20 protein-coding genes, 2 tRNA genes and 1 pseudogene are annotated in these 22,160 nt (G+C 74.9%); 12 read left to right on the forward strand and 11 right to left on the reverse strand.

Going from position 1 to position 22,160, the window contains the following annotated elements; all coding sequences use genetic code 11:
• Window positions 1-33 precede the first annotated feature (33 nt).
• The gene (locus OG519_RS28030; protein ID WP_405589514.1) at window positions 34-1,506 is read right to left on the reverse strand and encodes a bifunctional phosphatase PAP2/diacylglycerol kinase family protein; all 1,473 of its coding nucleotides are present in this window, start codon (window positions 1,504-1,506) and stop codon (window positions 34-36) included.
• 54 nt (window positions 1,507-1,560) lie between these two features.
• On the opposite strand from OG519_RS28030, the gene OG519_RS28035 reads away from it, so the two are divergent.
• From OG519_RS28035 to OG519_RS28045, 3 genes are all read left to right on the forward strand, one after another.
• Window positions 1,561-2,235: an HAD family hydrolase gene (locus OG519_RS28035; RefSeq protein ID WP_405589517.1), complete on the forward strand. Its 675-nt coding sequence runs from the start codon at window positions 1,561-1,563 to the stop codon at window positions 2,233-2,235.
• A gap of 267 nt (window positions 2,236-2,502) precedes the next feature.
• Window positions 2,503-3,714 carry an aminotransferase class I/II-fold pyridoxal phosphate-dependent enzyme gene (locus OG519_RS28040; protein ID WP_405589520.1) on the forward strand — a complete coding sequence of 404 codons (1,212 nt, stop codon included), beginning with the start codon at window positions 2,503-2,505 and terminating at the stop codon, window positions 3,712-3,714.
• 170 nt (window positions 3,715-3,884) lie between these two features.
• Complete coding sequence (locus OG519_RS28045) at window positions 3,885-4,895, forward strand: MBL fold metallo-hydrolase (protein WP_405589522.1); 1,011 nt, start codon at window positions 3,885-3,887, stop codon at window positions 4,893-4,895.
• Between the two features lie 55 nt (window positions 4,896-4,950).
• Here OG519_RS28045 and OG519_RS28050 read toward each other — a convergent pair whose 3' ends face one another.
• Together OG519_RS28050 and OG519_RS28055 are read right to left on the reverse strand one after the other, a co-directional pair.
• On the reverse strand, window positions 4,951-5,694 hold the full coding sequence (locus OG519_RS28050; RefSeq protein ID WP_405589525.1) for a DedA family protein: 744 nt from the start codon (window positions 5,692-5,694) through the stop codon (window positions 4,951-4,953).
• Window positions 5,691-6,500 carry an MBL fold metallo-hydrolase gene (locus tag OG519_RS28055; protein WP_405589531.1) on the reverse strand — a complete coding sequence of 270 codons (810 nt, stop codon included), beginning with the start codon at window positions 6,498-6,500 and terminating at the stop codon, window positions 5,691-5,693. The genes OG519_RS28050 and OG519_RS28055 overlap by 4 nt, the downstream gene beginning before the upstream one ends.
• A gap of 251 nt (window positions 6,501-6,751) precedes the next feature.
• Between OG519_RS28055 and OG519_RS28060 the strand changes: the two genes are divergently transcribed.
• Window positions 6,752-8,836: an alkaline phosphatase family protein gene (locus tag OG519_RS28060; RefSeq protein WP_405589534.1), complete on the forward strand. Its 2,085-nt coding sequence runs from the start codon at window positions 6,752-6,754 to the stop codon at window positions 8,834-8,836.
• An 89-nt stretch (window positions 8,837-8,925) separates the two neighbouring features.
• Here the strand turns inward: OG519_RS28060 and OG519_RS28065 are convergent, their stop codons facing one another.
• Window positions 8,926-9,660 (reverse strand): class I SAM-dependent methyltransferase, encoded by a 735-nt coding sequence (locus tag OG519_RS28065; RefSeq protein ID WP_405589537.1) that lies wholly within the window; start codon window positions 9,658-9,660, stop codon window positions 8,926-8,928.
• Between the two features lie 425 nt (window positions 9,661-10,085).
• Here OG519_RS28065 and OG519_RS28070 point away from each other — a divergent pair, with 425 nt between their 5' ends.
• Window positions 10,086-10,739 (forward strand): SLATT domain-containing protein, encoded by a 654-nt coding sequence (locus tag OG519_RS28070; protein WP_405589540.1) that lies wholly within the window; start codon window positions 10,086-10,088, stop codon window positions 10,737-10,739.
• A 99-nt stretch (window positions 10,740-10,838) separates the two neighbouring features.
• Here OG519_RS28070 and OG519_RS28075 read toward each other — a convergent pair whose 3' ends face one another.
• Both OG519_RS28075 and fdhD read right to left on the reverse strand, forming a co-directional pair.
• Window positions 10,839-12,665: an AMP-dependent synthetase/ligase gene (locus tag OG519_RS28075; protein ID WP_405589543.1), complete on the reverse strand. Its 1,827-nt coding sequence runs from the start codon at window positions 12,663-12,665 to the stop codon at window positions 10,839-10,841.
• Window positions 12,666-12,941: 276 nt separating this feature from the next.
• Window positions 12,942-13,787 (reverse strand): formate dehydrogenase accessory sulfurtransferase FdhD, encoded by an 846-nt coding sequence (gene fdhD / locus OG519_RS28080; RefSeq protein ID WP_405589545.1) that lies wholly within the window; start codon window positions 13,785-13,787, stop codon window positions 12,942-12,944.
• A 145-nt stretch (window positions 13,788-13,932) separates the two neighbouring features.
• Here fdhD and OG519_RS28085 point away from each other — a divergent pair, with 145 nt between their 5' ends.
• The 4 genes and pseudogenes from OG519_RS28085 (at window position 13,933) to OG519_RS28100 (ending at window position 16,063) form a co-directional block, all read left to right on the forward strand.
• Window positions 13,933-14,283 (forward strand): chorismate mutase, encoded by a 351-nt coding sequence (locus OG519_RS28085; protein WP_405589548.1) that lies wholly within the window; start codon window positions 13,933-13,935, stop codon window positions 14,281-14,283.
• A 170-nt stretch (window positions 14,284-14,453) separates the two neighbouring features.
• Window positions 14,454-14,538: transfer RNA gene (locus OG519_RS28090), tRNA-Leu, on the forward strand.
• Window positions 14,539-14,681: 143 nt separating this feature from the next.
• Window positions 14,682-15,005 (forward strand): annotated as a pseudogene (locus tag OG519_RS28095) (RidA family protein); the annotation flags it as partial.
• Between the two features lie 260 nt (window positions 15,006-15,265).
• On the forward strand, window positions 15,266-16,063 hold the full coding sequence (locus tag OG519_RS28100; RefSeq protein WP_405589551.1) for an aminotransferase class IV: 798 nt from the start codon (window positions 15,266-15,268) through the stop codon (window positions 16,061-16,063).
• A 6-nt stretch (window positions 16,064-16,069) separates the two neighbouring features.
• On the opposite strand, the gene OG519_RS28105 is transcribed toward OG519_RS28100, so the two are convergent.
• Window positions 16,070-16,957, reverse strand: coding sequence for a carbohydrate kinase family protein (locus OG519_RS28105; RefSeq protein WP_405593069.1), 888 nt, complete (start codon window positions 16,955-16,957; stop codon window positions 16,070-16,072).
• A 146-nt stretch (window positions 16,958-17,103) separates the two neighbouring features.
• Entirely contained in the window at window positions 17,104-18,051 is a 948-nt protein-coding gene (locus tag OG519_RS28110; RefSeq protein ID WP_405589553.1) for a pseudouridine-5'-phosphate glycosidase, read from the reverse strand.
• Between the two features lie 214 nt (window positions 18,052-18,265).
• Between OG519_RS28110 and OG519_RS28115 the strand changes: the two genes are divergently transcribed.
• A complete protein-coding gene (locus OG519_RS28115; RefSeq protein ID WP_405589556.1) occupies window positions 18,266-18,610 on the forward strand; it encodes a DUF6343 family protein in 345 nt (114 codons plus the stop codon).
• Between the two features lie 229 nt (window positions 18,611-18,839).
• Here OG519_RS28115 and OG519_RS28120 read toward each other — a convergent pair.
• Window positions 18,840-18,913, reverse strand: a tRNA-Met gene (locus tag OG519_RS28120).
• A gap of 176 nt (window positions 18,914-19,089) precedes the next feature.
• Between OG519_RS28120 and OG519_RS28125 the strand changes: the two genes are divergently transcribed.
• A complete protein-coding gene (locus OG519_RS28125; protein ID WP_405589559.1) occupies window positions 19,090-20,025 on the forward strand; it encodes a GNAT family N-acetyltransferase in 936 nt (311 codons plus the stop codon).
• Entirely contained in the window at window positions 20,003-20,596 is a 594-nt protein-coding gene (locus OG519_RS28130; protein WP_405589562.1) for a DUF1349 domain-containing protein, read from the forward strand. Before OG519_RS28125 ends, OG519_RS28130 begins: the two co-directional genes overlap by 23 nt.
• An 86-nt stretch (window positions 20,597-20,682) precedes the next feature.
• On the opposite strand, the gene OG519_RS28135 is transcribed toward OG519_RS28130, so the two are convergent.
• On the reverse strand, window positions 20,683-21,327 hold the full coding sequence (locus OG519_RS28135) for a TetR/AcrR family transcriptional regulator (RefSeq protein WP_405593071.1): 645 nt from the start codon (window positions 21,325-21,327) through the stop codon (window positions 20,683-20,685).
• Window positions 21,324-22,064, reverse strand: a complete 741-nt coding sequence (locus OG519_RS28140) for an enoyl-CoA hydratase family protein (RefSeq protein ID WP_405589565.1) — start codon at window positions 22,062-22,064, stop codon at window positions 21,324-21,326. Before OG519_RS28140 ends, OG519_RS28135 begins: the two co-directional genes overlap by 4 nt.
• Window positions 22,065-22,160 lie beyond the last annotated feature (96 nt).

Raw genomic sequence — 22,160 nt, forward strand, 5'->3', positions numbered from 1 at the left:
CGCCGACCCCTGTCCGGCGCCCCGCGGGAGCCGTCAGCTCCGGTAGACCACCAGGCCGCCCGGCACCTTGTCCAGCAGCAGCTCGCCGGGCGCGGGCGCCACCTCACCGTCGTAGGCGAGGTGGACGCCCTCGCCGGGCACCCGCACCCGCAGTCGCTTGACCGACGCCACCGTGTAGACGGGCGAACCGGTGAGGACGCCGGTCAGCGCCGCGCCCATCATCCGGGTCCGCGCGAAGGGCCCGCCGTCCACGATCCGCACATCGAGCAGCCCGTCCGACAGGTCCCCGCGCCGCACCGGGGCGGGCCCCCAGCTCGAATAGTCGCAGTTCCCGGCGAAGAGCAGCCATACCGAACGCGGCTTGCCGTTGATCTCCAGATCGACCGGGGAGCAGTGCCGCAGCACGTGCACGGCGGCCAGCACACTGGCCGGCCAGCTTCCCACCCGCCGCGACCAGCGCTCCCTGATCCGTACCAGATCGGGGTACGAGCCGATGCTGAAGGTGTTGAGGAAGACCCCGCTCTCGCCGGTCAGCGTGTCGGTGTGCCGGGCCACGTCCACCGTCGAGGCCCGGCCGGCCAGCAGCGCCACCGCGGTGTCCTCGACCGAGGAGAAGCCGAGGTCGAAGGCGAAGTGGTTGCGGGTGCCGCCGGGGAAGACCGCCAGCGGCAGACCGTGCCGCAGCGCGATCTCGGCGGCCCGGCAGACCGTACCGTCGCCGCCGCACACTCCCAGCGCGCCGCCCGCCTCCAGCGCTGACCGCGCCGCCTTCTCCAGCAGCTCGGTCAGGTCGTCGTCCTCGGTCCGCTCGGTGACGGCGGCCCGCGGCAGCACCGCGCGGATCCGCTCGGCCGACGTCATCAGCAGGGGCGGCGGCCCCGAGGCGGTGTTCACCACGACGTGCAGCCCCTCGCCCTCGGGCAGCGAGGGCGCCCTGGTGGCCGGGCCCGGTTCTGGCCGCGGCGAGGTGGGCGGCACCAGCGCGCGTACCGTCAGCGCCGCGCCGACACCCATCGCGGCGCCGATCACCACGTCGCTCGGGTAGTGCACCCCGGTGTAGACGCGCGAGAAGGCCACGCTCGCGGCGACCGGCGTCAGCGCGGTGCCCCAGGCGCTCGACTCCATGGCGGCGCCGGCGACGAAGGCAGCCGCCGACGCGGAGTGCCCGGAAGGGAAGGAGGTGGTGATCGGCTGCCGGTGCAGGCGCCGTATCACCGGCACTGCGTCGAGCAGCGGCCGGCTCCGCTGGAACGCGCCCTTGCCGACCGTGTTGGCGGTCAGTGAGGCGAGCGCCAGTGAACTCAGGCCGCGCATCGCGGCCCGGCGGCCGCTGCGGCCACCGGTCACCGCCATGCCGGCCGCGACCGCGAACCACAGCCTGCCGTGGTTGGCCGACCGGCTGAGCCGGGGCAGCACCGGCTCAGCGCCGGGCCAGTGCCGGTTCGCCACAGCGCTGAACAGCGCCTGGTCCCAGGTTTTCCAGGGACCCTTCCAGGGAGACGTCATGAGGGCCGATTACCCTGCGGCGGGCCCGACAAGCCGCCGCTGTACGCTCCCCGGGTGAGCGGTCAGAACCCGCCGGACAGCCGGCCGGCACCCGAACTGGTGATCTTCGACTGCGACGGGGTGCTGGTCGACAGCGAGAAGATCGCGGTGCGGATCGACGTCCGGGTGCTCACCGAACTCGGCTGGCCGATGACCGAGGACGAGGTGGTCGAGCGATTCGTGGGCCGCTCCTTCGCCGATATGACCGCCGAGGTGGAGCGGCATCTCGGCCACCCGCTGCCGGCCGGCTGGGACATCCCGTACAAGCGGCTGTACCGGGAGGCCTTCGACCGCGAACTCGCCCCGGTGGACGGCGTGGTCGAGGCGCTCGACGCGATCACCTCGCGCACCTGCGTGGCGTCGAGCACCGGTCACGAAGGGCTGCGCCACACCCTCGGCCGCACCGGGCTCTACGAACGGTTCGCCGGGCGGATCTTCAGCGCCGCCGATGTGCCCAGGGGCAAGCCCGCCCCCGATCTCTTCCTGCACGCGGCCCGCAGCCTCGGCGTGGCGCCGGACCGCTGCGTGGTCGTGGAGGACAGCCGCTACGGCGTCCAGGCGGCCCGCGCCGCCGGGATGCGCTGCTATGGCTACTGCGGCGGGCTCACCCCCGCCGCCTGGCTCGAAGGCCCCGGCACCACCGTCTTCGCCGACATGCGCGACCTGCCCGCGCTGCTGAGCGGTGCCTGACCCCCTGGGCCGCGTCTGATAAACAGCTACCGCTGGGGGTGCCCCCACCGCCCTTGCGATCTGGGGGTGCCCCGGACGGAGCCTGGGGGAGAGCACCGGACGCCGCGGGTCCCGCCCTGCGGGCGGACGGCGCTGTCGGTCAGACCCGGCCCGGCGCCGGCTGCCCGCTCGGTCGGCCCGCTCGCGGTGCGGGAAGCGCCGCGCCGGGGGAAGGTGGGCTGATAGGGCCGTACGCCGGGACGGCCCCCGCCCAGCGGAGGTGCAGCAATGCGGCTCGCCCTGCCGTACGACCTGCGGCCCGACCCCGGGCTGCCGATGCCCGCGTACTGGGACCCGCGCCTGGACCGCTCGGCGGCGGCGCAGCCGCCCGGCGGCGGCATCCGGCTGCTCGCCGCCGCCGAGGGCTATTGGGCCCGCCGCGGCCTGGCCGTCGAGCCGGGCCAGGTGCTCGCCGCGCCCGGCGCCGAACCGCTGCTGCTGGCGCTGCTCGCCTCGACCGAGGGCGAGCCGGTGCTCGCCCGTCCGTCGGCCGCCTGGCAGGCCCCGGTGGTCCGGCTGCTCGGCCGCCGGATCCACACCGTGCCCACCCCGGCCGAGGGCGGCGGTGTGCCCGACCCGATCGCGCTGATGGAGACGGTCCGGCGGGCCCGCGCGGACGGCGGGGACCCCCGGCTGCTGGTGCTGTCCGCGGTGGACGACCCGAGCGGCACGGTCACCCCGCCCGAGCTGCTGCACGAGACATGCGAGGCGGCGGCCGAGGCGGGCCTGCTGATCGTCTCCGACGAGACCTACAGCGACACCCTGCACCACCGCCGCACCGTGCTGCTCAGCCCGGCCGAGATGCTGCCCGACCACACGGTGGTGGTCAGCGACCTCGGGGCGACCCTGGTCCCGTCGTCGGTGCCGGCCGCGCTCGCCCGCTTCCCCGGCACCGTGCACGGCGCCGCGTGGCGGCGGCGGACCGCCGAGGTGCTGGCGGCGCTGCGGGCCGTCCAGTCGGGCCCGGTGGGGGCGGCGACCACGTATGTGCTGACCGAACCCGCCGAGGTCACCGAGTTCCGGGCCGCCGCCAACCGGCTGCACGCGCTGGTCGCCGCTGCCGCCGCCAAGGTGATCATCGAGGCGGGGGCGGTCTGCCGGCCGCCGCAGGCCGCCTTCCAGCTCTATCCGACGGTCGGCGCGGCCGGTCTGCGGGCGGCCGGTCTCGAGGATCGGCTCGCCGGCGCGCTCGGCCGCCGGGTGCTGGGCGGCCAGCGCTTCGGCGACGATCCGTTCGAGCCCCGGGTGCGGATCGACACCGGCGCGCTCAACGGTGCCACCGAGACGGAACGGCGTATCGCGCTGGCCGCCGCGGATCCGCTCTCCGTCCCGCATGTCGCGGCCGCGGTGGCCGCCCTCGCCGAGGCGTTCGCCGAACCGCTGGGAGAGGCGGGGGTGAGCGGTCCGGCCGGTACGGGGTCGCGGGGCGGCGGCGGCTGACCTTTGGGCCGGGCGAGTCCGGCCCGGACCGTCCGAGCCGTCCGAAGCCGGTCGGGTCCGGTCGAGCCGGGCCGGGGCGGGTCGGGTGGTCCGGGACCGTCCGTCCGCGGCCGGTGCCGGGGGCGGCTCGGGGAGACCGATGCCGAGGCAGCGCCGCAAGGGAGCCGTGGATGACCGACCAGCGTGAGCGGGCCCTCGCCCCGACGCGCCCGCTGGGCGAACACCGCGTCTGGCCGCGCTCCTTCGCCGACCGGCTGACCGAACCGCTGCCGACCGTACGGGAGTTGGTGCGGGTGGTGCGCGAGTGCGTGGTGCGGCCGTCGGCGGTCGCGCTGAAGGACGTACCGCTGCTGCCGGTCGAGCCGGGCGAGGTGCCCAGCCCCGGGCCGGGCGCGGTCAGCGTCACCTGGGCGGGGCACGCGAGCTGGGTGGTGCGGATCGGCGGTCTGACCGTGCTCACCGACCCCGTCTGGTCCCGCCGGATCCCCGGCACCCCGGCCCGGATCACCCCGGTCGGGGTGCCCTGGTCGGCGCTGCCGCCGGTCGACGCGGTGGTGATCAGCCACAACCACTACGACCACCTGGACGCGCCCACCCTGAAGCGGCTGCCGCGCGGCACGGCCGTGTTCGTACCGGCGGGACTGGCCGGCTGGTTCCGGCGGCGCGGCTTCACCCGGGTGACCGAACTCGACTGGTGGGAGGCGGCGGAGCTGGGCGGGGTCCGGTTCGACTTCGTGCCGGCCGCCCACTGGAGCCGGCGGACCCTCACCGACGGCTGCCGCTCACTGTGGGGCGGCTGGGTGCTCTCCGATCCCGCCCGGCCACGGCTCTACTTCGCCGGGGACAGCGGATACGGCCCCGCCTTCCGGGAGATCGGCCGCGCCCATCCCGGGATCGAGCTGGCGCTGCTGCCGATCGGCGCGTACGCACCGCGCTCGCTGCTCCGGCCGGTCCATATCGATCCCGAGGAGGCGGTCCGGGCCTTCCTCGACCTCGGCGCCGCCGCGATGGCCCCCATGCACTGGGCCACCTTCCTGCTCTCCAGCGAACCCCCGCTGGAACCGCTGCGCCGGCTGCACGCGGCCTGGACGGCGGCGGACCTGCCGCGGACGGCGCTGTGGGACCTGCCGGTCGGGGGCTCGCGCACCCTGGAGGCGCGGCCGGTGCGGCCGGCCCGGTGAGGGCCGGGGGCGCCGTACGGGGCCGGCCGCCGCCGTCCGGCCCTCGGCGCCAGGGTCAGCCGTCCGCCTGCCGCACCGGGTCCTGCGGGGTTCGGGGCGCGGGCGGGACACCGGTGCCGGGCTGAGCGGTACGGCCACCGTGCGCCGTGGACCCGGTCGGCTCGCCCGGTTCGCCGGGCGCCGCCCGGAGCCGCCGCAGGACCGCCGGGCCCGCCGCGATGACGAAGGTCAGACCCACGGCCAGGGCCACCCCCTGCCAGGGCTCGGGGAAGAGCGAGCCGCCGACCACCCCGATGACCTCGTACGCCGCCGCCCAGGCCAGACAGGCGGCCATGTCGCCGCGGACGAACCGCCGCAGCGGCATCTCGCCGAGCAGACAGGCCACCATCACCGGGATACGGCCCGCCGGGATCAGCCGGGACACCACGAGCACCACCACCCCGTGCTCGTCCAGGCGCTGTTCGGCCCGGGCCAGCGTCCCCGGGTCGACCCGGTCCTGGAGCCGGTGCAGCCAGCGGGAGCCGTTACGGGAGTGGACCCCGCGCAGCCCCAGCCAGTACAGCGCCACGTCCCCGAGGAAGGCCGCGACGGAGGCCACCGCGAACACCACGGCGGTCGCCGCCGGATCGGTCTGGTGGAAGGCGACCACCGCCGCGCCCGACACCAGGGCGCCGGTCGGCACCACCGGGACCAGTGAGCCGAGCACCACCAGCAGGAAGAGCGACGGATAGCCGATGGCCTGCTGCGCGCTCTGCGAGGAGGTCTGATGCGCGGCGGCCGACGCCAGCAGGGCGATCACCTGCCCTCCCCCCGCCCGGAGTCGCTCGGCCGCCCGGCGCCCTCGAGCACCACGCGCTGCCCGTGGTCCAGCCGGTGCACCGCCACCCGCGGTGCGATCCGCGCCGCTTGCCGCACGAACTCCCGCCCCGGCAGGTGGAATTCATCGGGCCGCACGGCGTCCATGCCGATCGGCCAGTAGGTGCCGTAGTGCACCGGCACCGCGGCTCGGGGCGCCAACTCGGCCAGCGCCCGCGCGGCGCGCTCCGGGTCGAGATGCCCGTGTCCCAGGAAGGGGCCCCAACCGCCCACCGGCAGCAGCGCGATGTCGCACTGCCCGACCTCGTCGGCCATCGTGTCGAAGAGCCCGGTGTCGCCGGCGAAGTAGGTCCGCGCCTCACCGGCGAGGACGAAGCCGAGCGCCGGGGCGCGCTGCGGGCCGAACGGCAGCCGCCGTCCGTCGTGCGACGCGGCCACCGCCCGTACCGCCAACTCCCCGAACTGCCGGGTGTCCCCGGCCGCCACCTCCACGAGGCGCAGCCGGTCCCGCAGCCGTCGCAGCCCGGGCACCGCGGCGAGCGCGCCCTTGGGCAGCAAGACAGGGGTCCCCGGGGCCAGTCGGCGAAGCGAGGCCAGGTGGAGATGGTCGGCGTGCAGGTGCGAGACCAGGACCACGTCCGCCTCGGCCGCGACCGGCGGCGGTACGGCGCCGCGTCGCCTGCGCAGATGTGCCAGCCGCCGGGTGAACAGCGGATCGGTCAGCACCCGCACCCCCGAGTCCCGCACGGTCACCGTGGCATGGCCCCACCACGTGATCTCCACCGTCACCGCGCCCGTCCCTTCACCGGCCCGCCGGCGCCATCGCGGCACCGCCGTCACCCTTTGCCGTCCGCCGGCACTTGGCGCCGTTCGCCTGTCCGCCCGTCCGCCTGTCCGCCCGTCCGCCGCCGTCCCCGAGCGTATGCCCTCTGTTCGCCCGCGCAAGAGCGGCGCGGGAGCCGCGGCACCAGCGGATATGACAGGGTGGTGCGGTGATTCTGCCGGGAGAGAGCCGAAGGCGGGCCGCGGCCCGTGGCGCCTTGCGAACCGTGGGCCGGGTGCTCGCGGTGTGGGCCGTGGCCTCGGCGACCCTCGCCCTGCTCGCCGCCGTCCTGCCGGACTTCAGTATCGAGGCGGCGAGCGGCGACAGCCCCACCCAGATAGCGATCACCGCGGCCGCCGGCGCGGGCGCCTTCGGCGTGCTCAGCGCGCTGGTGTGGCCGCTGCTGGTCCGCGCGCTGCTGCTGGTCCCGGCCTTTCTCCTCGGCGGCCTGGTCTTCTTCCTCAACGGCTCGCTGCTGCTGATCGCGCTGCGCTTCACCCCCGACGGCCGGGGCGAGGTGACACCGGCCACCGCCGTACTGATCGCCGCCGTGATGTCCGCGGCGTCCTCCGCGACCAGCACCGCGCTCGCCGTCAGGGACGACGCCGCCTACGGACGCCGGCTGGCCCGGCTGGCCGGCCGGCACCGGCCCCACGCGGGCGACCCGCCGCCGCCCGCCACACCCGGCACCGTCTTCCTCCAACTCGACGGCGTCGGCCACGATGTGCTGCACGACGCGCTCACCAGCACCCCGCCCGCGATGCCCACCGTCGCGGGCTGGCTGGGCGGCACCCACCGGCTGACCCCGTGGCGCACCGACTGGAGCAGCCAGACCGGCGCCAGCCAGTTGGCGATCCTGCACGGCAGCAACCACGACGTGCCCGCCTTCCGCTGGTACGAGAAGGAGACCGGGCAGGTCATGGTCTGCAACCGCCCGTCGAGCGCGGCCGAGTTGGAGCGCCGCGCGGTGGCACGCACCGGCTCGCCCGGACTGCTCGCGGTGGACGGCGCCAGCCGCGGCAACCTCTTCAGCGGGGGCGCCGAGCAGTCGGCACTGGTGATGTCGGTCGCGGTGCGGGCCGGGACCATCCGCCGGCCGCGCTCCGGCTACTTCGCCTACTTCTCCGACCCGGCCAACGCGGTACGCACCGCCTGGTCGTTCAGCGCCGAGGTGGTCAGGGAGCTGCTGGAGTCCACCGCCGCACGGCTGCGCGGTGACCGGCCGCGCGTCAAGCGCGGCGGCCTCTACCCGCTGCTGCGGGCCTTCGCCACGGTCGTGGAACGCGATGTCGCGGTCGCGGCGGTGATCGGGGACATGCTGGCGGGCCGCTCGGCGGTCTACGCCGACCTGGTGGCGTACGACGAAGTGGCCCACCACTCCGGGCCGTACAGCAAGGACGCCCGCAAGGTGCTGACCCGGCTGGACCGTTCGGTGCGGCTGATCGCGGACGCGGCCAGGTACGCGCCCCGGCCGTACCGGATCGTGCTCCTCTCCGACCACGGGCAGAGCGGCGGGGAGACCTTCGAGGCCGCGTACGGGACGGACCTGCGGGAACTCGTCAGGACCGGCTGCGGGCTGACCGACGCCGGCGGCCGGCGGGTCCGGCGCAAGGGCGGCGCGGAGGCGCGGGGCGCGGCCCGCACCGCGCTGCGCCGGCCGGAAAGGGGCCGGCTCGCGGAGGAGGCCGAGTGCGCCGGGCCGCCGTCCGAACCGATCGTGCTGGCCTCGGGCAACCTCGGCCTGGTCAGCTTCCCCGAGATCGAGGGACGCGCCACGCTCGACGAGATCCACCGGCGCTGTCCCGACCTGCTGGACACGCTGACCGGCCATCCCGGCATCGGCTTCGTGCTGGTGCGCTGCGCCGACCGCGGCGCCCTCGTGCTCGGGCCCGCCGGGGGTGTGCGCGAGCTGGGCACCGGCCGGGTGGTGGAACCCGATCCGCTGGCACCCTTCGGTGCGGGGGCCGCGGCGGCGGTGCTCCGCGGTCACGGCTTCCCGCATGCCGCCGACCTCATGATCAACTCGGCCTGCGAGCCGGTGACCGGGTCGGTGCACGCCTTCGAGGAGCAGGCCGGCTCGCACGGCGGCCTCGGCGGGGCCCAGAGCCGGCCCTTCCTCCTGCACCCGGTGGAGCTCACCCTCCCCGAGCAGCCGTTGGTCGGCGCGGAAGCGCTGCACGAGGTGTTCCGGGACTGGCTGCGCGGACCGGCGCTCGGCGTTCCGCGCGCCGCGGCCGGATCGGCCGCCGGATCGGCCGGCGAACGCGTGACGGAGCCTCGCTCGGGGGTCGGCGCGGCGTAACGGCTTGCGTGGTGGCGGGGCTTCGGGCGCGGATTCGGGGCCCGGCGCGGCTCCTCGGTCCGCCGCGGTCCGCGCTGCCCCGGTCCGGCTCAGTACTCCTTGCGGAGCGCCAGCAGTCTGTATACGGGATCGGCGCGCGGCACCTCGGGGTCGGGCAGCCGGGACAGCCGTGACACCAGGCCGTCACACTGCTCGGCGTCGATCGTCAGCGCGGCGGCGTAGTGGCCCTGGGCCACCTCTCCCGCGGTGCCGGCCGGTGATCTGCCCTGGCCATGGCCGGTGAAGCGGGCCTCGCCGACCCGGCGCAGCCCGTGTTCGCAGGCCACCGCCTGGATCCGGGCCGCCGCGTCATACGCCCTGCGCACCCGGAACGGTGCCAGCAGCTCCTCCACGTCGCTGTCGGTGCCGTGGCCCGCGTCCTTGTCGACGGTGGTCACGAAGGTGCCGCCGGGCCGCAGCACGCGCGCGCACTCGGCGACCACGGAGGGGGCGTCCGGCAGCAGGTGCAGCAGCCACACCGCGCTGACCGCGTCCAGCGAGGCGTCGGCGAAGGGCAGCCGGTGGCCGTTGCCCAGCACCACCAGCGAGGGACCCAGGCGGCGGGCGGCCAGCTCGGCCATGCCGGGTGACGCGTCCGTCCCCAGTACCCGCAGCCCCGGCCGCATCAGCCGCTCGGTGACCAGACCGGTGCCGCACCCCACATCCAGCAGGGTGCCTGCCCTCTCGGGCACCAGGGCGAGGATGGCGCGGGCCGCTGACCAGGCCCTTGGCACACCCCCGCGGGTCGCGTCGTAGTGCGCCGCCTCGACGTCGTAGTCCAGCATGGGGAAGAGCGTAGGGCGGCCACATGAACGGAGCTTGCCCCGGCGTCTTGCGGCCCGGTTACGTAGTTCGGCGTAGGTAAATTTCAACGAACTTCGCGCAAGGTCATGAATGTGGCGATTCCGGTCGGCCGGTGTCACCCGCCCCCGCGGCCCAGCCCCTTGGGGTTGGCGCCGGATCGTCCGCCGGTGGGGGGTCCTCGCGCAGTTCCCCGCGCCCCTGGCGGGACCGTGACGCCGAGCCGGGCTGTGGCGGGGGTCCGCACCGCCCAGCCCCCTGGGGTTGGCGCCGGATCGTCCGCCGGTGGGGGGTTGCTCGCGCGGTTCCTCGCGCCCCTGGCGGGGCCCGGAGGGCCGGGTCCCTGCTCGGTCGCTGAGGCGCTAATCTCGGGCTTCCGGGGAACTGGGGGCGGGTGGGGGTGGAGCTGATGGCAAGTCCGGAGGGGCGGGCGGACGGAGGCCGGGGGAGGCGTCGGGATCTGGAGATTCGGCCCTTTCCCGCGGTCAGCGCGGAGGATCCCGCCGCTCAGCGCGAAGCGCTCGCCCGGCTGCGGGAGTGGGCCGAGCGGAGCGCCGAGGACACCATCGACTGGTATCTGCGGGACAAGCAGCGCAAGCGCACCGCCTCCCGGACCCTCCAGGGTCTGGCCATCGTCTTCGCGGTGGCCGGCGCGGCCGTCCCGCTCGGTACGGTCGCGGCCGGCGGCTCGGGACAGGGCTGGGGCTATGTCCTGCTCGCCGTGGCGGCGGGCTGCAAGGGCTTCGACCACTTCTTCGGGCTTTCCTCCACCTGGATGCGCGACATCGGCGTCGCCCACGCGCTGCGCGCCGAGCTGAACGCCGTACGGCTGGAGTGGGCCACCGACGTGCTGCGCGCCGGTCCGGTCGGCGTCCGACCGCACGGCCCGCTCGAACCGGCCGAAGTGGAGCGGCAGTTGGCGCTCATCGGCCGTCTCGTGGACGCGGTGCGGGACAACGTCGAATCCGAGACCGCCGAGTGGCGCTCGGAGTTCAGCGCGCGCACCCGCCAACTCAACGAGCAGGGCGCCCTCCCCGCCGGGGACCGGCCGCCGGGCAGCTGATCCGCCGGGCCCGGGTCCACCCCGGCCGACCGCGCGGCCGGGCCCGTACGGCTCTCGGACCCCGTACCGCTCCGGCCCCGCTCCGGCCCCCGTACGGCTTCACGCCCCGTACAGCGCCTCCACCTCACCCGCGTACGCGCTCTCGATCACCCGCCGCTTCAGCTTCATCGACGGCGTCAGGGTGCCGTGCTCCTCGGTGAACTGCCCGGCCAGGATGCGGAAGGTGCGGATCGACTCGGCCTGCGAGACAAGGGTGTTGGCGGCCACCACCGCGCGCCGTATCTCGGACTCCAGATCATGGTCGAGGACCAGCTCCGCCAGGCTCAGCCGCGGCTTGCCGCGCATGGTCAGCCAGTGGGCGACCGCCTCCTGGTCCAGGGTGACCAGCGCCGCCACGTAGGGCCGGTTGTTGCCGACGGCGATGCACTGCGCCACCAGCGGATGGGCCCGTACCCGGTCCTCCAGCGGCGCCGGCGAGACGCTCTTGCCGCCGCTGGTGACCAGGATCTCCTTCTTGCGTCCGGTGATCGTCAGATACCCGTCCTCGTCGAGCGCGCCGAGGTCGCCGGTGGCCAGCCAGCCGTCCCGCAGCACCTGGTCGGTGGCCGTCTTGTTGCCCAGATACCCGGCGAAGACCTGCCCGCCGCTGATCCAGATCTCGCCGTCGTCCGCGATCAGCACCGTGGTGCCGGGGACCGGCAGACCGACGGTGCCGAACCTGGTCCGCTCCGGCGGGTTCGCGGTGGCCGCGGCGGTGGACTCGGTGAGGCCGTAGCCCTCGTAGATGGTGACGCCCGCGCCGCAGAAGAAGAGGCCGAGCCGCCGTTCCATCGCCGAGCCGCCGGAGATGCCGTGCCGCACCCGGCCGCCGAGCGCGTCCCGCACCTTGCTGTAGACCAGCTTGTCGTAGAGCTGGTGCTGCATCCGCAGACTCGCGCTCGGTCCGGGGCCGGTGCCGAACGCCTTGGCCTCGACCGCCTCCGCGTGCCGGACCGCGACGTCCACCGCTTTCTCGAAGACGGCGAGCCGCCCGCCGGTCTCGGCCTTGCGGCGCGCGGCCTGGAAGACCTTCTCGAAGACATAGGGCACCGCCAGCACGAAGGTCGGCCGGAAGGCGGCGAAGTCCCGGATGAGGTCGGCGGCGGTCATGCTCGGCTGATGCGCCAGCCGGATCCGGTGCCGTACGCACGCCACCTCCACCATCCGGCCGAACACATGGGCCAGCGGCAGGAACAGCAGGGTGGACGGCACCTCGGTCGGTTTGGCGGCGAAGACCGGCTCCCAGCGGGCGACCACGTTGTCGGTCTCGGCCATGAAGTTGCCGTGGGTGATCACACAGCCCTTGGGCCGCCCGGTGGTGCCCGAGGTGTAGATGACGGTGGCGACCGCGTCCGGGGTGACCGCGAGGCGGTGCCGCTCGACCACGTCGTCCCCGATCTGCCGCCCGGCTTCGGTGAGTTCACCGACGCAGTCGGCGTCGAGCTGCCACAGCCGGGTCAGCCGGGGCAGCTCGTCCACGGCGGCGCCGATGGTCATCGCGTGGTCCTCGTGCTCCACGATCGCGGCGACCGCGCCCGAGTCGTTGAGCATCCAGCGCACCTGGTCGGAGGAGGAGGTGGGATAGACCGGCACCGACTGCGCGCCGATCGCCCACAGCGCGAAGTCGAAGAGCGTCCACTCATAGCGGGTCCGCGACATGATCGCCACCCGGTCGCCGAAGCGGACGCCCTCGGCGAGCAGCCCCTTGGCCACCGCGACCACCTGGTCGTGGAACTCCGCTGCTGTCACGTCGAGCCAGCCGCCAGCTCCGTCGGCCCGGCTGAGCACCACGGCGTCGGGGGCCGCCGCCGCGTTGCCGAAGACGGCGTCCGCCAAGCCGCCGGCCTGAGGCGCTGTGACCAGTGGTGGCACAGTGAACTGACGCAACTGATGTGCTCCTAGAGGGCGCTCGGGGGCCCGTAAGGTATCCGATCCCCGGCTCCGGCGGGAGAGGTACGGCACAGCCCGAGTTTTCGGAAGTTTGTGCTGGTGAGGTGCGCATCCCTTGCCTGACAAGGAGGGCGCGGCGATCCCGCCGCCCCAGGGAGCGCCGGGCGGCCGTGGATCTGCACGAAATCTGCCCCGCCCTGTCACGGCCGCTCCATCGCCCCGCACCACCCCGGGCCGACGCGGTGATCGCGGACCGCGCGGACCTCGCGCCGGTCAGTCCGCCGCGCGGACCCCCAGCGCGATACGGGCCTCGCCCGCGTACACGTTCATCGAGCTGCCGCGCAGGAACCCCACCAGGGTGAGCCCCGACTCCGCCGCCAGGTCCACCGCGAGCGAGGACGGCGCCGACACCGCCGCGAGCACCGGGATGCCGGCCATCACCGCCTTCTGGGCCAGCTCGAAGGAGGCCCGGCCCGACACCATCAGAATCCGGTCGGCCAGCGGCAGCCGCCCCTCCCGCAGCGCCTTGCCCACCAGCTTGTCCACCGCGTTGTGCCGCCCCACGTCCTCCCGGACGTCGAGCAGTTCGCCCTCGGCGGTGAAGAGCGCGGCGGCGTGCAGCCCGCCGGTCCGCTCGAAGACGGCCTGCGCCGCCCGCAGCCGCTCCGGCAGCGTCGCCAGCAACTCCGGGGTGAGCCAGGCGCCGTCCGGCTCGGCGATCGGCAGCCGGGTCGCGGTGCGTACCGCGTCCAGGCTGGCCTTGCCGCACAGCCCGCACGAGGAGGACGTGTAGACGTTGCGCTCCAGCGTGATGTCCGGCAGCGGAACCCCGGGCGCGAGCGCCACATCGACGACGTTGTACGTGTTCGCCCCGTCGGCGGTGGCCCCCGCGCAGTACACCACCGAGGCCACCTCGTCGGCCGCCGCGACCACGCCCTCGCTCACCAGGAAGCCGATCGCCAGCGCGAAGTCGTCGCCCGGGGTCCGCATGGTGATCGCCAGCGGCCGCCCGTTCAGCCTGATCTCCAGCGGCTCCTCGGCGACCAGCGTGTCCGCCCGGTGGCCGGCCGCTCCGTCCCTGATCCGCAGTACACGGCGCCGCTCGGTGACCCGTCCCATAGCCTCATCGCCCCGGTTCGTAGCTGTAGCTGATGCGGTCGTTGCTGCTCATGAAGGGTGCCATAGGGTGAATCAGGAAAGCCCGACAAGGGCCCAGAAGGGCGGTACCGATCACCGCCGGGATCCGGAAGGATGGCCGAGTGAGATGAACGATCAGCCGACCGCCAAGAGCACGCTGGCCGGTGCCGAGCAGGCCGTGGAGAAGCTGCGGGCCCTGCGCGGCAGCATCGACAACCTCGACGCGGCTCTCGTCCATCTGCTCGCCGAGCGCTTCAAGTGCACCCAGCAGGTCGGTGAGCTGAAGGCGGCGCACGACCTTCCGGCGGCCGACCCGGCCCGCGAGGCCGACCAGATCGACCGCCTGCGCCGTCTCGCGCTGGAGGCGCGCCTCGACCCGGCCTTCGCCGAGAAGTTCCTCAACTTCATCATCGAGGAGGTCGTCCGCCACCACCGGGCGATCGCGGCCCGTCCCCGCCCGGACGACACCCCCGCCTGACCGCGCCCTCCCGCGCCACCCGCCGGCACCGCCCCGTGCCGCCCGCGCCCCTCGACCACCCGGGCAGCCCGCCCACCGCGGGCCCGGCAATCGCAGGTGAGAAGCGGTCCCATTCCTTGGTATCGTGGACCCCGTCGCCGCGACCTCCCCGGTCGCGAACGGCACACCCGGTCCGGGTGGCGGAATGGCAGACGCGCTAGCTTGAGGTGCTAGTGCCCTTTATCGGGCGTGGGGGTTCAAGTCCCCCCTCGGACACCCAACCAAAGACCCCAGCCTCTGGGGTCTTTTCGTTTTTCCCAGGCTCTTCGGCAGGGCCCGGGGACGAGGCGGGCGAACCGGTCTCGCTCCCGGGACGGGATCATGGAGGTGTGCGGGTGGAGAAGGTCAATCCGGCGGGGCTGCATCGGACCCCGGGGTATCACCATGTGACCGTGGTCGAGGCCGGGCGGATGGCGTATGTGGCGGGGCAATGTCCGCTGGACGCCGCGGGGGAGCTGGTCGGGGCCGGGGATTATGCCGGGCAGGCCGGACAGGTGGCCGCCAACGCGCTGGTCGCGCTGGCGGCGGTGGGGGCCGGGCCGGGGGACGTGGTGCGGTCGGTGATCTACGTGGTCAGTGACGAGCGGGCGGTGCTTTCCGCGGTCTGGAAGGCGTTCAACGCCTCACCGATCGGTGCCGCCTTCAGTACGGCGAGCACGCTGCTCGGGGTGGCGCGGCTAGGGCGTGTTTTAGAAGTAGCGTCGTCCGCCCGCAGGGCGGGGCTCACGGCGTCTGGTGCTCCCCCAGACTTCGTCCGGGGGTACCCCCAGATCGCAAGGGCGGTGGGGGCACCCCCAGCGGTAGCTGGGGGAGGGACTTCTAAAACACGCCCTAGGATTCGCCGGGCAGTTGGTCGAGCTGGACCTGACGGCGGCGTTGCCGGGATGAGGCGGCGCGCTTCGCGGCGGGCCGGGACGGTGCCGGGCAGATCGAAGGAGAGCCGATGACGCGGGATCCCGCCTCGCCGCTGATCGAGATCGACGGTGAGGCCGCTACGGTGGCCACCCTCGCCCCCGCCCTCGGCGGCTACGGGCACTTCACCGCGATGCAGGTCAGGGACGGACGGGTGCGCGGGGTCGGCTTCCACCTCGCCCGGCTGGACGCGGCGACACGTGAGCTCTTCGGCGCCGAGCTGGACGGCGAGCGGGTCCGCGCCTTCGTCCGGCACGCCCTGGGGTCGGCCGGCCGTACCGACGCCTCCGTGCGCGTCTACGTCTTCCCGTCGGACGACGCGCCGGGCGCCCCGGTCGCCGTCATGGTCAAGGTCGGGGCGCCCGCCCACGCGGCCGGCGGCCCGTACCGGCTCAAGTCGGTGCCCTATCAGCGGCCGGTCGCCCATCTCAAGCACCTCGGCGGCTTCGCCCAGCGGTACCACGTCCGGCAGGTCGAGGCCGAGGGCTACCACGAAGCCCTGCTGACCGGCCCGGACGGCACGATCGCCGAGGGCGCCGTCACCAATGTGGGGTTCATCGAGGGCGACACCGTGGTCTGGCCCGAGGCGCCGCTGCTGCGCGGGGTCACGCTCCAAGTGCTGGAGCGCCGGCTCGGCGAGGCGGGCATCGCGCAGACCAGCCGTCCGGTACGGCTCGCCGACATCCCCGGTTACCAGGGCGTCTTCGTGGGCAACTCCCGTGGCGTCGTCCCGGTCGAAAGCGTCGATGCTACGAGCGTGCCCACCGGAGCGGAACTCCTCAAGCGGATAGGGGAGGTGTACGAGTCCGCGCCCTGGGACGCCCTCTGAGGGCGGTCAACCGGCCTTCGGGGGCCGCCCACCGACCGTCGTCACCGCGGCCGCTCCGGCACGGCACCCCGTGGCCAGCGCCGTCGGCAGATCGGCGCCGGCCAGCCGGGCGGCCAGCAGACCGCCGGTGAAGGCGTCGCCCGCGCCCGTGCTGTCCACCGCCCCAGCCGCCACGGCCGGCGCCCGGGCCACCACCCGGCCGCCCACCGCCGCGAGCGCGCCGCCCGCCCCCAGTGTCACCACGACCTCGGCGCCGCCGCAGCGTGCGCTCAACTCCCGCGCCGCCTCTGCCGGTTCCGCCTGCCCCGAGAGCAGGGCGGCTTCGGCCTCATTGGGCAGCAGCAGATCCGTACCGCTGACCGCGTCGAGGAAACCGGGCACGCCGAACTGCCGCAGGAAACCCGCGGAGGCCGGGTCGACGCTCACCGGCAGGCCCCTGGCGCGGGCCGACTTGGCCACGACGGCGGCCAACTCCCGGCCGGGCGGCGAGAAGAAGAGATAGCCCGACAGGTGGACGCGTGCCGAGCCGTCGAGCAGCTCCTCCGCCCAGTCCGCCGGGCCCAGTTGGAAGGCGGCGCCGCTGTCGGTCACCAAGGTGCGTTCCGCCGCCGCGTCGACCAGCGCGATCACCACGGCGGTGGGCAGGTCCTGGTCGATCCGCAGCACCGGATCGACGCCCGCCGCCCGCAGTTCGGCCCGGTGCCAGTCGGCGCTGTCCGCGCCGACCCGGCCGAGCAGCCGGACACGCGCACCGCAACGGGCCGCCCAGCAGGCCACGTTGGCGCCCGCGCCGCCCGGCCGCACGGCGATCCGCGCCGCCGTGTCGGTATCCGCCGCCAGCGGCTCGGCGTGCCGCGCCACCACGTCGGTGACGACATCCCCGACGACGAGCAGCCCGCGCGGTGCGGGTGGCCGGACGAGCGGCGCGGGTGGCCGCGCCGACGTCGCGGCCGGCGGTGGCCCGGCACCCGGGTCGCTCGGCGCCCGGCCGGCCGGGGCCCGGGAGACGGCGTCGCCGCGCCCGGCGACCGGATCCGCGCTCACGCCCCGGACCGCCCCGCCCAGCGGACCGCGATGGCCGCCGCGAGCGCCACATTCCCGCGTACCGCCGCGAGGTTCGCCTCCAGCGAGGCGCCCGAGGTGCGGTCGGTGAGGTACGCCAGCAGGTAGGGGGTGATCGCCTGGCCGCTGACGCCCTCGCGGTCGGCCGCGGCGAGCGCCTCCGCGAGGACCCGGTCGTGCAGCTCGGGGTCGAGTTGCAGCTCGGGGGAGACCGGATTGGCGACGATCAGCGCGGAGTGGTGGCCGCCCAGCGTGTCCTGCGCGGCCATCACCGCCGCCACCTGGCCGGGATCGGCGACCGACCAGTCCACCGGCTCGCCGGAGTCGGTGAGGTAGAAGCCGGGGAAGCGGTCGGTGCCGAAGCCGATGACCCCGATGCCGAGCGTTTCGAGCCGCTGGAGGGTGGCGGGTACGTCGAGGATCGACTTCACGCCCGCGCAGACCACGGTGATCCAGGTCCTGGCCAGCAGGGACAGGTCGGCGGACTCGTCCTGGACCGTCACCCAGCCCCGGTGGACCCCGCCGAGCCCGCCGGTACCGAACACCCGGATACCGGCCCGCGCCGCCAGGAACGCGGTGCCGGAGACGGTCGTCGCCCCGCTGGCCCCGGTGGCCACCGCGGGGGCCAGATCGCGGAACCCGAGCTTCCGCAGCGCCGGATCCTCGGCGATCCGCTCGACCTGGTCCTTGCCGAGGCCGACCCTCGGCACCCCGTCGAGCACCGCCACGGTGGCCGGCACCGCGCCGGCGTCCCGCACGATCCCCTCCAGTTCCCGGGCGACCTGGAGATTGCGCGGCCGGGGCAGCCCGTGCGCGATGATCGTCGACTCCAGGGCCACGACAGGGGCGCGCCGCGCGAGGGCGTCCGCGATCTCCTCCGAGAGCACGACGGCGGGGCTGTGCGGTACGGATCGTTCACTGGTCATGCCCTTACCTGGCGCGCCACGCCCGCCGCCAAACCTCCACGGCGCGTCGCTGCGCCGACCCCGCCCGTGGCCGGCCCGGCGCCCGGCCCGCGACGGCCCGCCGCGCGTCGGCGCCGCCCCCGGGCCGGGGCTGCCCGGCCGGTCGGAATCGGGTGGGCGGGAGGTCCCGTCGGGCGGGAAACGGGTGGATGCTGGAAGGAGGGAGATGGCGCCTATGCGCAGAAGCGGATCAGAACCGATTCAGGCCCGCAGCCCGCTGCGGTTGCGGTTGGGGCTGGCCATATTCGGGGTGGTCTGGGCGGCGGGGGCCGCGGTCGGGTTTGCCTTTGCCGACCAACCCGGGTGGGCCGGGCTGCTGGCGGCGATCAGTGCGATCGCACTGGCTGACGTCGCGCTGGTGGTCCGGCGGATGCGGCAGGGGGCGCGGTATCAGCCCGGCCGGAACGTCCCGCCGTACCGCCCGGCGGAGAAGGCCCCCGCGGACAAGGAGCGGCCACCCGAACGGAAGCCGTGGCCGGAGTGGCGACGGTGGTACGAGGAGGAGCGGCACCGCAGGTGAGGGCCCCTGCGGGGTGCGGGGGCCTGCGGGGTCGGCCGCTTGCCGGTTGCGGTTGTTTGCCGGCTGGCGGCGGGTGGCCTGCTGAGCGCGCAGTTCCTCGCGCCCCCAGGCAAAACGGCACCGCCTGAGGGCATCGGGCCCCGATATCGGTGCGGGCACGGCGTGGGCGAGGGCGCGGACCAAAAAGCCGAAGGGGCCCGGCGCGACAGCGCCGGGCCCCTTCTCTGTGTAGCGGGGACAGGATTTGAACCTGCGACCTCTGGGTTATGAGCCCAGCGAGCTACCGAGCTGCTCCACCCCGCGTCGGTGAACATCACCTTACGGGGTGTGCACCGTCAGACCAAATCGCCACCGCCGCGGGCCCGCGGATCATCCCAGCCACGGCAGAAGAAGCAGAAGCAGAAGCCGCGCCACCGCACAGCGGGAGCCCAGCGCAGCGAAAAGCCCCCACGCCCGCCGCCGGCGTAAGGTGCCTCTCCGTGTCCTTGGTCATACGAAAATACGCCCGCGCGGACGCCGACAGCGTTGCCGCCGTGCTGCGCGAGACCTCACCCCACTTCGTCACCTCCGCCACCGCCGTGCACGCCCAGGCGGTCGCCTCACCGGCCCGCCAGCGCTACACCGTGCTGATCGCCGAGCAGGACGGCCGGCCCGTCGGCTGCGCCCGGGTGGGCCTCTTCGCGGACACCGGCGATCCGGGCCTCGGCTTCGTCAACCCCGCCGTGCGCCCCGCCGACCGGGGCCGCGGCGCGGGCACCGCGCTGCTCGCCGCCGCCGAGGCGCACCTGGCCGAGGCGGGGGCCACCACCGCCTACGCCTGGGCCGCCGACGAAGCCGCCGCGCACGCGTTCGCCGCCCGCCACGGCTACCGGCGCGGCCGGCCCGCCAGCTTTCTGCGGCTCGACCTCGGTCCCGGCAGCCCGCTGCCCGACCAGCCCGCGCCCCGGCCGGCCGGCGTCCGGCTGCTGCCCGCCTCCGACTGGGCCGACGACCCCCGGCCGCTGTACGAGACGGACCTGGAGAGCTTCAGGGACGAACCGGGCGACGTGGCCGCCGACGCCATCAGCTTCCCGGACTGGCGGGCCATCACCTGGGACCGGCCCGACTTCGACGCCGGGCTGAGTACGGTCGCGGTGGTGGACGGCCAGGTGGCCGCCCTCGTCATCGTCCAGACCGACGGCGAGGCCCGGTACTGGTCGGGCGGCACCGGCACCCGCCGCGCGTTCCGGGGCCGGGGGCTGGCCAAGGCCGCGAAGACCCACTCGCTGCGGCTGGCCCGCGCGCGGGGGCTGCGGGCGGCCTACACCAGCAACGATGATGGAAACGGCCCCATGCTGGCCGTCAACCGATGGCTCGGCTATCAACCCTGCGGCACCGAATGGCGGTACATCCGTGACCTCACCGACCGAGCGTGACCTGGGCTGGTCCGCCGGCACCTGGCTCAATCCGCCCGCCGACGTCGCCGAGGACGGCGCCGCCCTCGTGGTCACCACCCGCGACGGCGGCGACTTCTGGCGCACCACGAGCTACGGCTTCGTCCGCGACACCGGCCACGCCCTGCTCGTGCCCTTCCCCATCGGCAGCGCGCTCGAAGTGACCTTCGTCGCCGACTTCACCGAGCTGTACGACCAGGCCGGCGCGCTGGTGCGGGTCGACGCCGGAACCTGGATCAAGGCGGGCGTCGAGGTGTCCGACGGGGAGCCGCAACTGGGCGCGGTCGTCACCCACGGCACCTCCGACTGGTCACTGGCCCCGGTCCCGGCGTGGGCGGGCCGCGAGGTGACGGTCCGGGTCAGCCGGTCGGGAGACGCGGTGACCGTACGGGCCAGGTCGGGCGACGAGCCGTGGCGGATGATCCGGCTGGCCTGGCTCGACCCGACCGCCGAGGCCCGGGCCGGGCTCTTCTGCTGTTCGCCGCAGCGGGGCGGCCTGCGGGTCCGCTTCACCCGGCTCGCCACCGGCCCGGCGGACGCGTCCCTGCACTGAGGCGGGCGCGTCCGGGGGCGCCAGGCGCACCCCTGCGGCGGCCCCACCCCGTATCCCACCGCGAGCGGGGGCGAGCCGCCCGCCGGTCAGCGGCCGGGCGGCTCGGCACCCAGCACCACGTCCAGGATCTGCGCCCAGCGGCGGACGATCGGGGTCCTGCGGGTCGTGTCGTCGGTGAGCAGATTGGCCAGGCCGAGCCCGCGGGCCATGTCCAAGGTGGCCTGCACGGTCTCCCGGACGCCCGGCAGCGACTCGTCCGCGCCCAGGAACTCCACCGCGAGCCGGTGCGTCTCCCGGCCGATCCGCGCCTCGAGCGCCTGCACGCGGGGCCGTAGCGCCTCCTCGTCGGCAGCGGTCACCCACAGGTGCAGGGCGGCCCGGAAGAGCGGGCCGGTGTGGACCGCCACCAGCATGTCCACCACCGCGTACGTACGGTCCGGATCGTCGCTGGGGAGCGCCCCGGCCCGGTCCCGCACGGTGGTCAGCCACTGCTCGGCCACCTGGGCGATGGCCGCGGTGAAGAGCTCCTCACGGGTGGGGAAGTGGTGCTGGGCGGCGCCCCGGGAGACCCCGGCCCTGGCGCAGACCACCGCGATCGTGCTGCCCGACCAGCCGCGCTCGGCCAGGCAGGCCACGGCGGCCTCCAGGATCCGCAGCCGGGTGGCGCGGCTGCGGTCCTGCTTCGGCGCGCGGTCGGTCGGCGCCCGCTCGGTCGTCGCCCGGCCGGTCATGGTGTCCATGACGGCTTCCGCTTCTCCAGGAACGCCCGCATGCCCTCGGCGGCCTCGGCGGAGGCGAAGAGCCGGGCGCTGACCTCGACCACGGCGGCGCCCCGCTCGTCGAGGGCACCGCGCAGCCGTTCGGCGGTGAGCGCTTTGGACTCGGCGAGGCCCTGCGGGGAGCCGGCCCGCAGTCCGTCCAGGATCGTGTCGAGCGCCTCGGCGGGCGCGGTCACCAGGCCCATCGCGATGGCCTCGGCGGGGCCGAAGGTCTCGCCGGTGAGGAAGTAGCGGCCGACGGCCCGCGGGTCGGCGCGGGCCAGCACCGGCAGCGAGATCACCGCGGGCGCGAGGCCGAGCCTGGCCTCGGTGAAGGCGAAGGTGGCCGCCGGGCCCGCCACGGCGATGTCGCAGGCGGCGATCAGCCCCAGTCCGCCGGCCCTGGCGTGCCCGTGCACCGCCGCCACCACCGGGGTGGGCGTCCCGGCGATCAGCCGCAGCAGGTCCACCAGCCGGCCGGGCCCGGCCGCGGCGCCCGCCTCGCGCAGATCGGCCCCGGCGCAGAAGGTGCCGCCGGTGTGGGTGAGCAGCACGGCCCGGGTGCCGGGCTCGGCGGCGGCCGCCGTCAGCCCGTCGCTGAGCTGGTCCATCAGCCGGGCGGAGAGCGCGTTGCGGTTGTGCGGGGAATCGAGGGTGAGGACGGCGACACCGCGGTCGTGTGCCAGGCGCACCAGGGGCGCGGTCGTCACGTACGGGCTCCTGTCGGTCGGTACGGCGTGTGCGGTGTTGTTGAGGGTGTTCAGCGTGTACGGCTTGTCCGGTCGGGTGGTCGCCGGGTCGTCCGG

It is taken from the genome of Streptomyces sp. NBC_01190 (genome assembly GCF_045039895.1).
Taxonomy (GTDB): Bacteria; Actinomycetota; Actinomycetes; order Streptomycetales; family Streptomycetaceae; genus Actinacidiphila.

What these genes read in the sequence shown, in the direction of transcription:
- OG519_RS28100 (WP_405589551.1), top strand. Translation starts at nt 15,266, where the DNA reads ATGACGCGGGATCCCGCCTCGCCGCTGATCGAGATCGACGGTGAGGCC.
- OG519_RS28065 (WP_405589537.1), bottom strand. Translation starts at nt 9,660, where the DNA reads ATGCTGGACTACGACGTCGAGGCGGCGCACTACGACGCGACCCGCGGG.
- OG519_RS28085 (WP_405589548.1), top strand. Translation starts at nt 13,933, where the DNA reads ATGAACGATCAGCCGACCGCCAAGAGCACGCTGGCCGGTGCCGAGCAG.
- OG519_RS28070 (WP_405589540.1), top strand. Translation starts at nt 10,086, where the DNA reads ATGGCAAGTCCGGAGGGGCGGGCGGACGGAGGCCGGGGGAGGCGTCGG.
- OG519_RS28135 (WP_405593071.1), bottom strand. Translation starts at nt 21,327, where the DNA reads ATGACCGGCCGGGCGACGACCGAGCGGGCGCCGACCGACCGCGCGCCG.
- OG519_RS28110 (WP_405589553.1), bottom strand. Translation starts at nt 18,051, where the DNA reads ATGACCAGTGAACGATCCGTACCGCACAGCCCCGCCGTCGTGCTCTCG.
- OG519_RS28115 (WP_405589556.1), top strand. Translation starts at nt 18,266, where the DNA reads ATGCGCAGAAGCGGATCAGAACCGATTCAGGCCCGCAGCCCGCTGCGG.
- OG519_RS28045 (WP_405589522.1), top strand. Translation starts at nt 3,885, where the DNA reads ATGACCGACCAGCGTGAGCGGGCCCTCGCCCCGACGCGCCCGCTGGGC.
- OG519_RS28030 (WP_405589514.1), bottom strand. Translation starts at nt 1,506, where the DNA reads ATGACGTCTCCCTGGAAGGGTCCCTGGAAAACCTGGGACCAGGCGCTG.
- fdhD (WP_405589545.1), bottom strand. Translation starts at nt 13,787, where the DNA reads ATGGGACGGGTCACCGAGCGGCGCCGTGTACTGCGGATCAGGGACGGA.
- OG519_RS28040 (WP_405589520.1), top strand. Translation starts at nt 2,503, where the DNA reads ATGCGGCTCGCCCTGCCGTACGACCTGCGGCCCGACCCCGGGCTGCCG.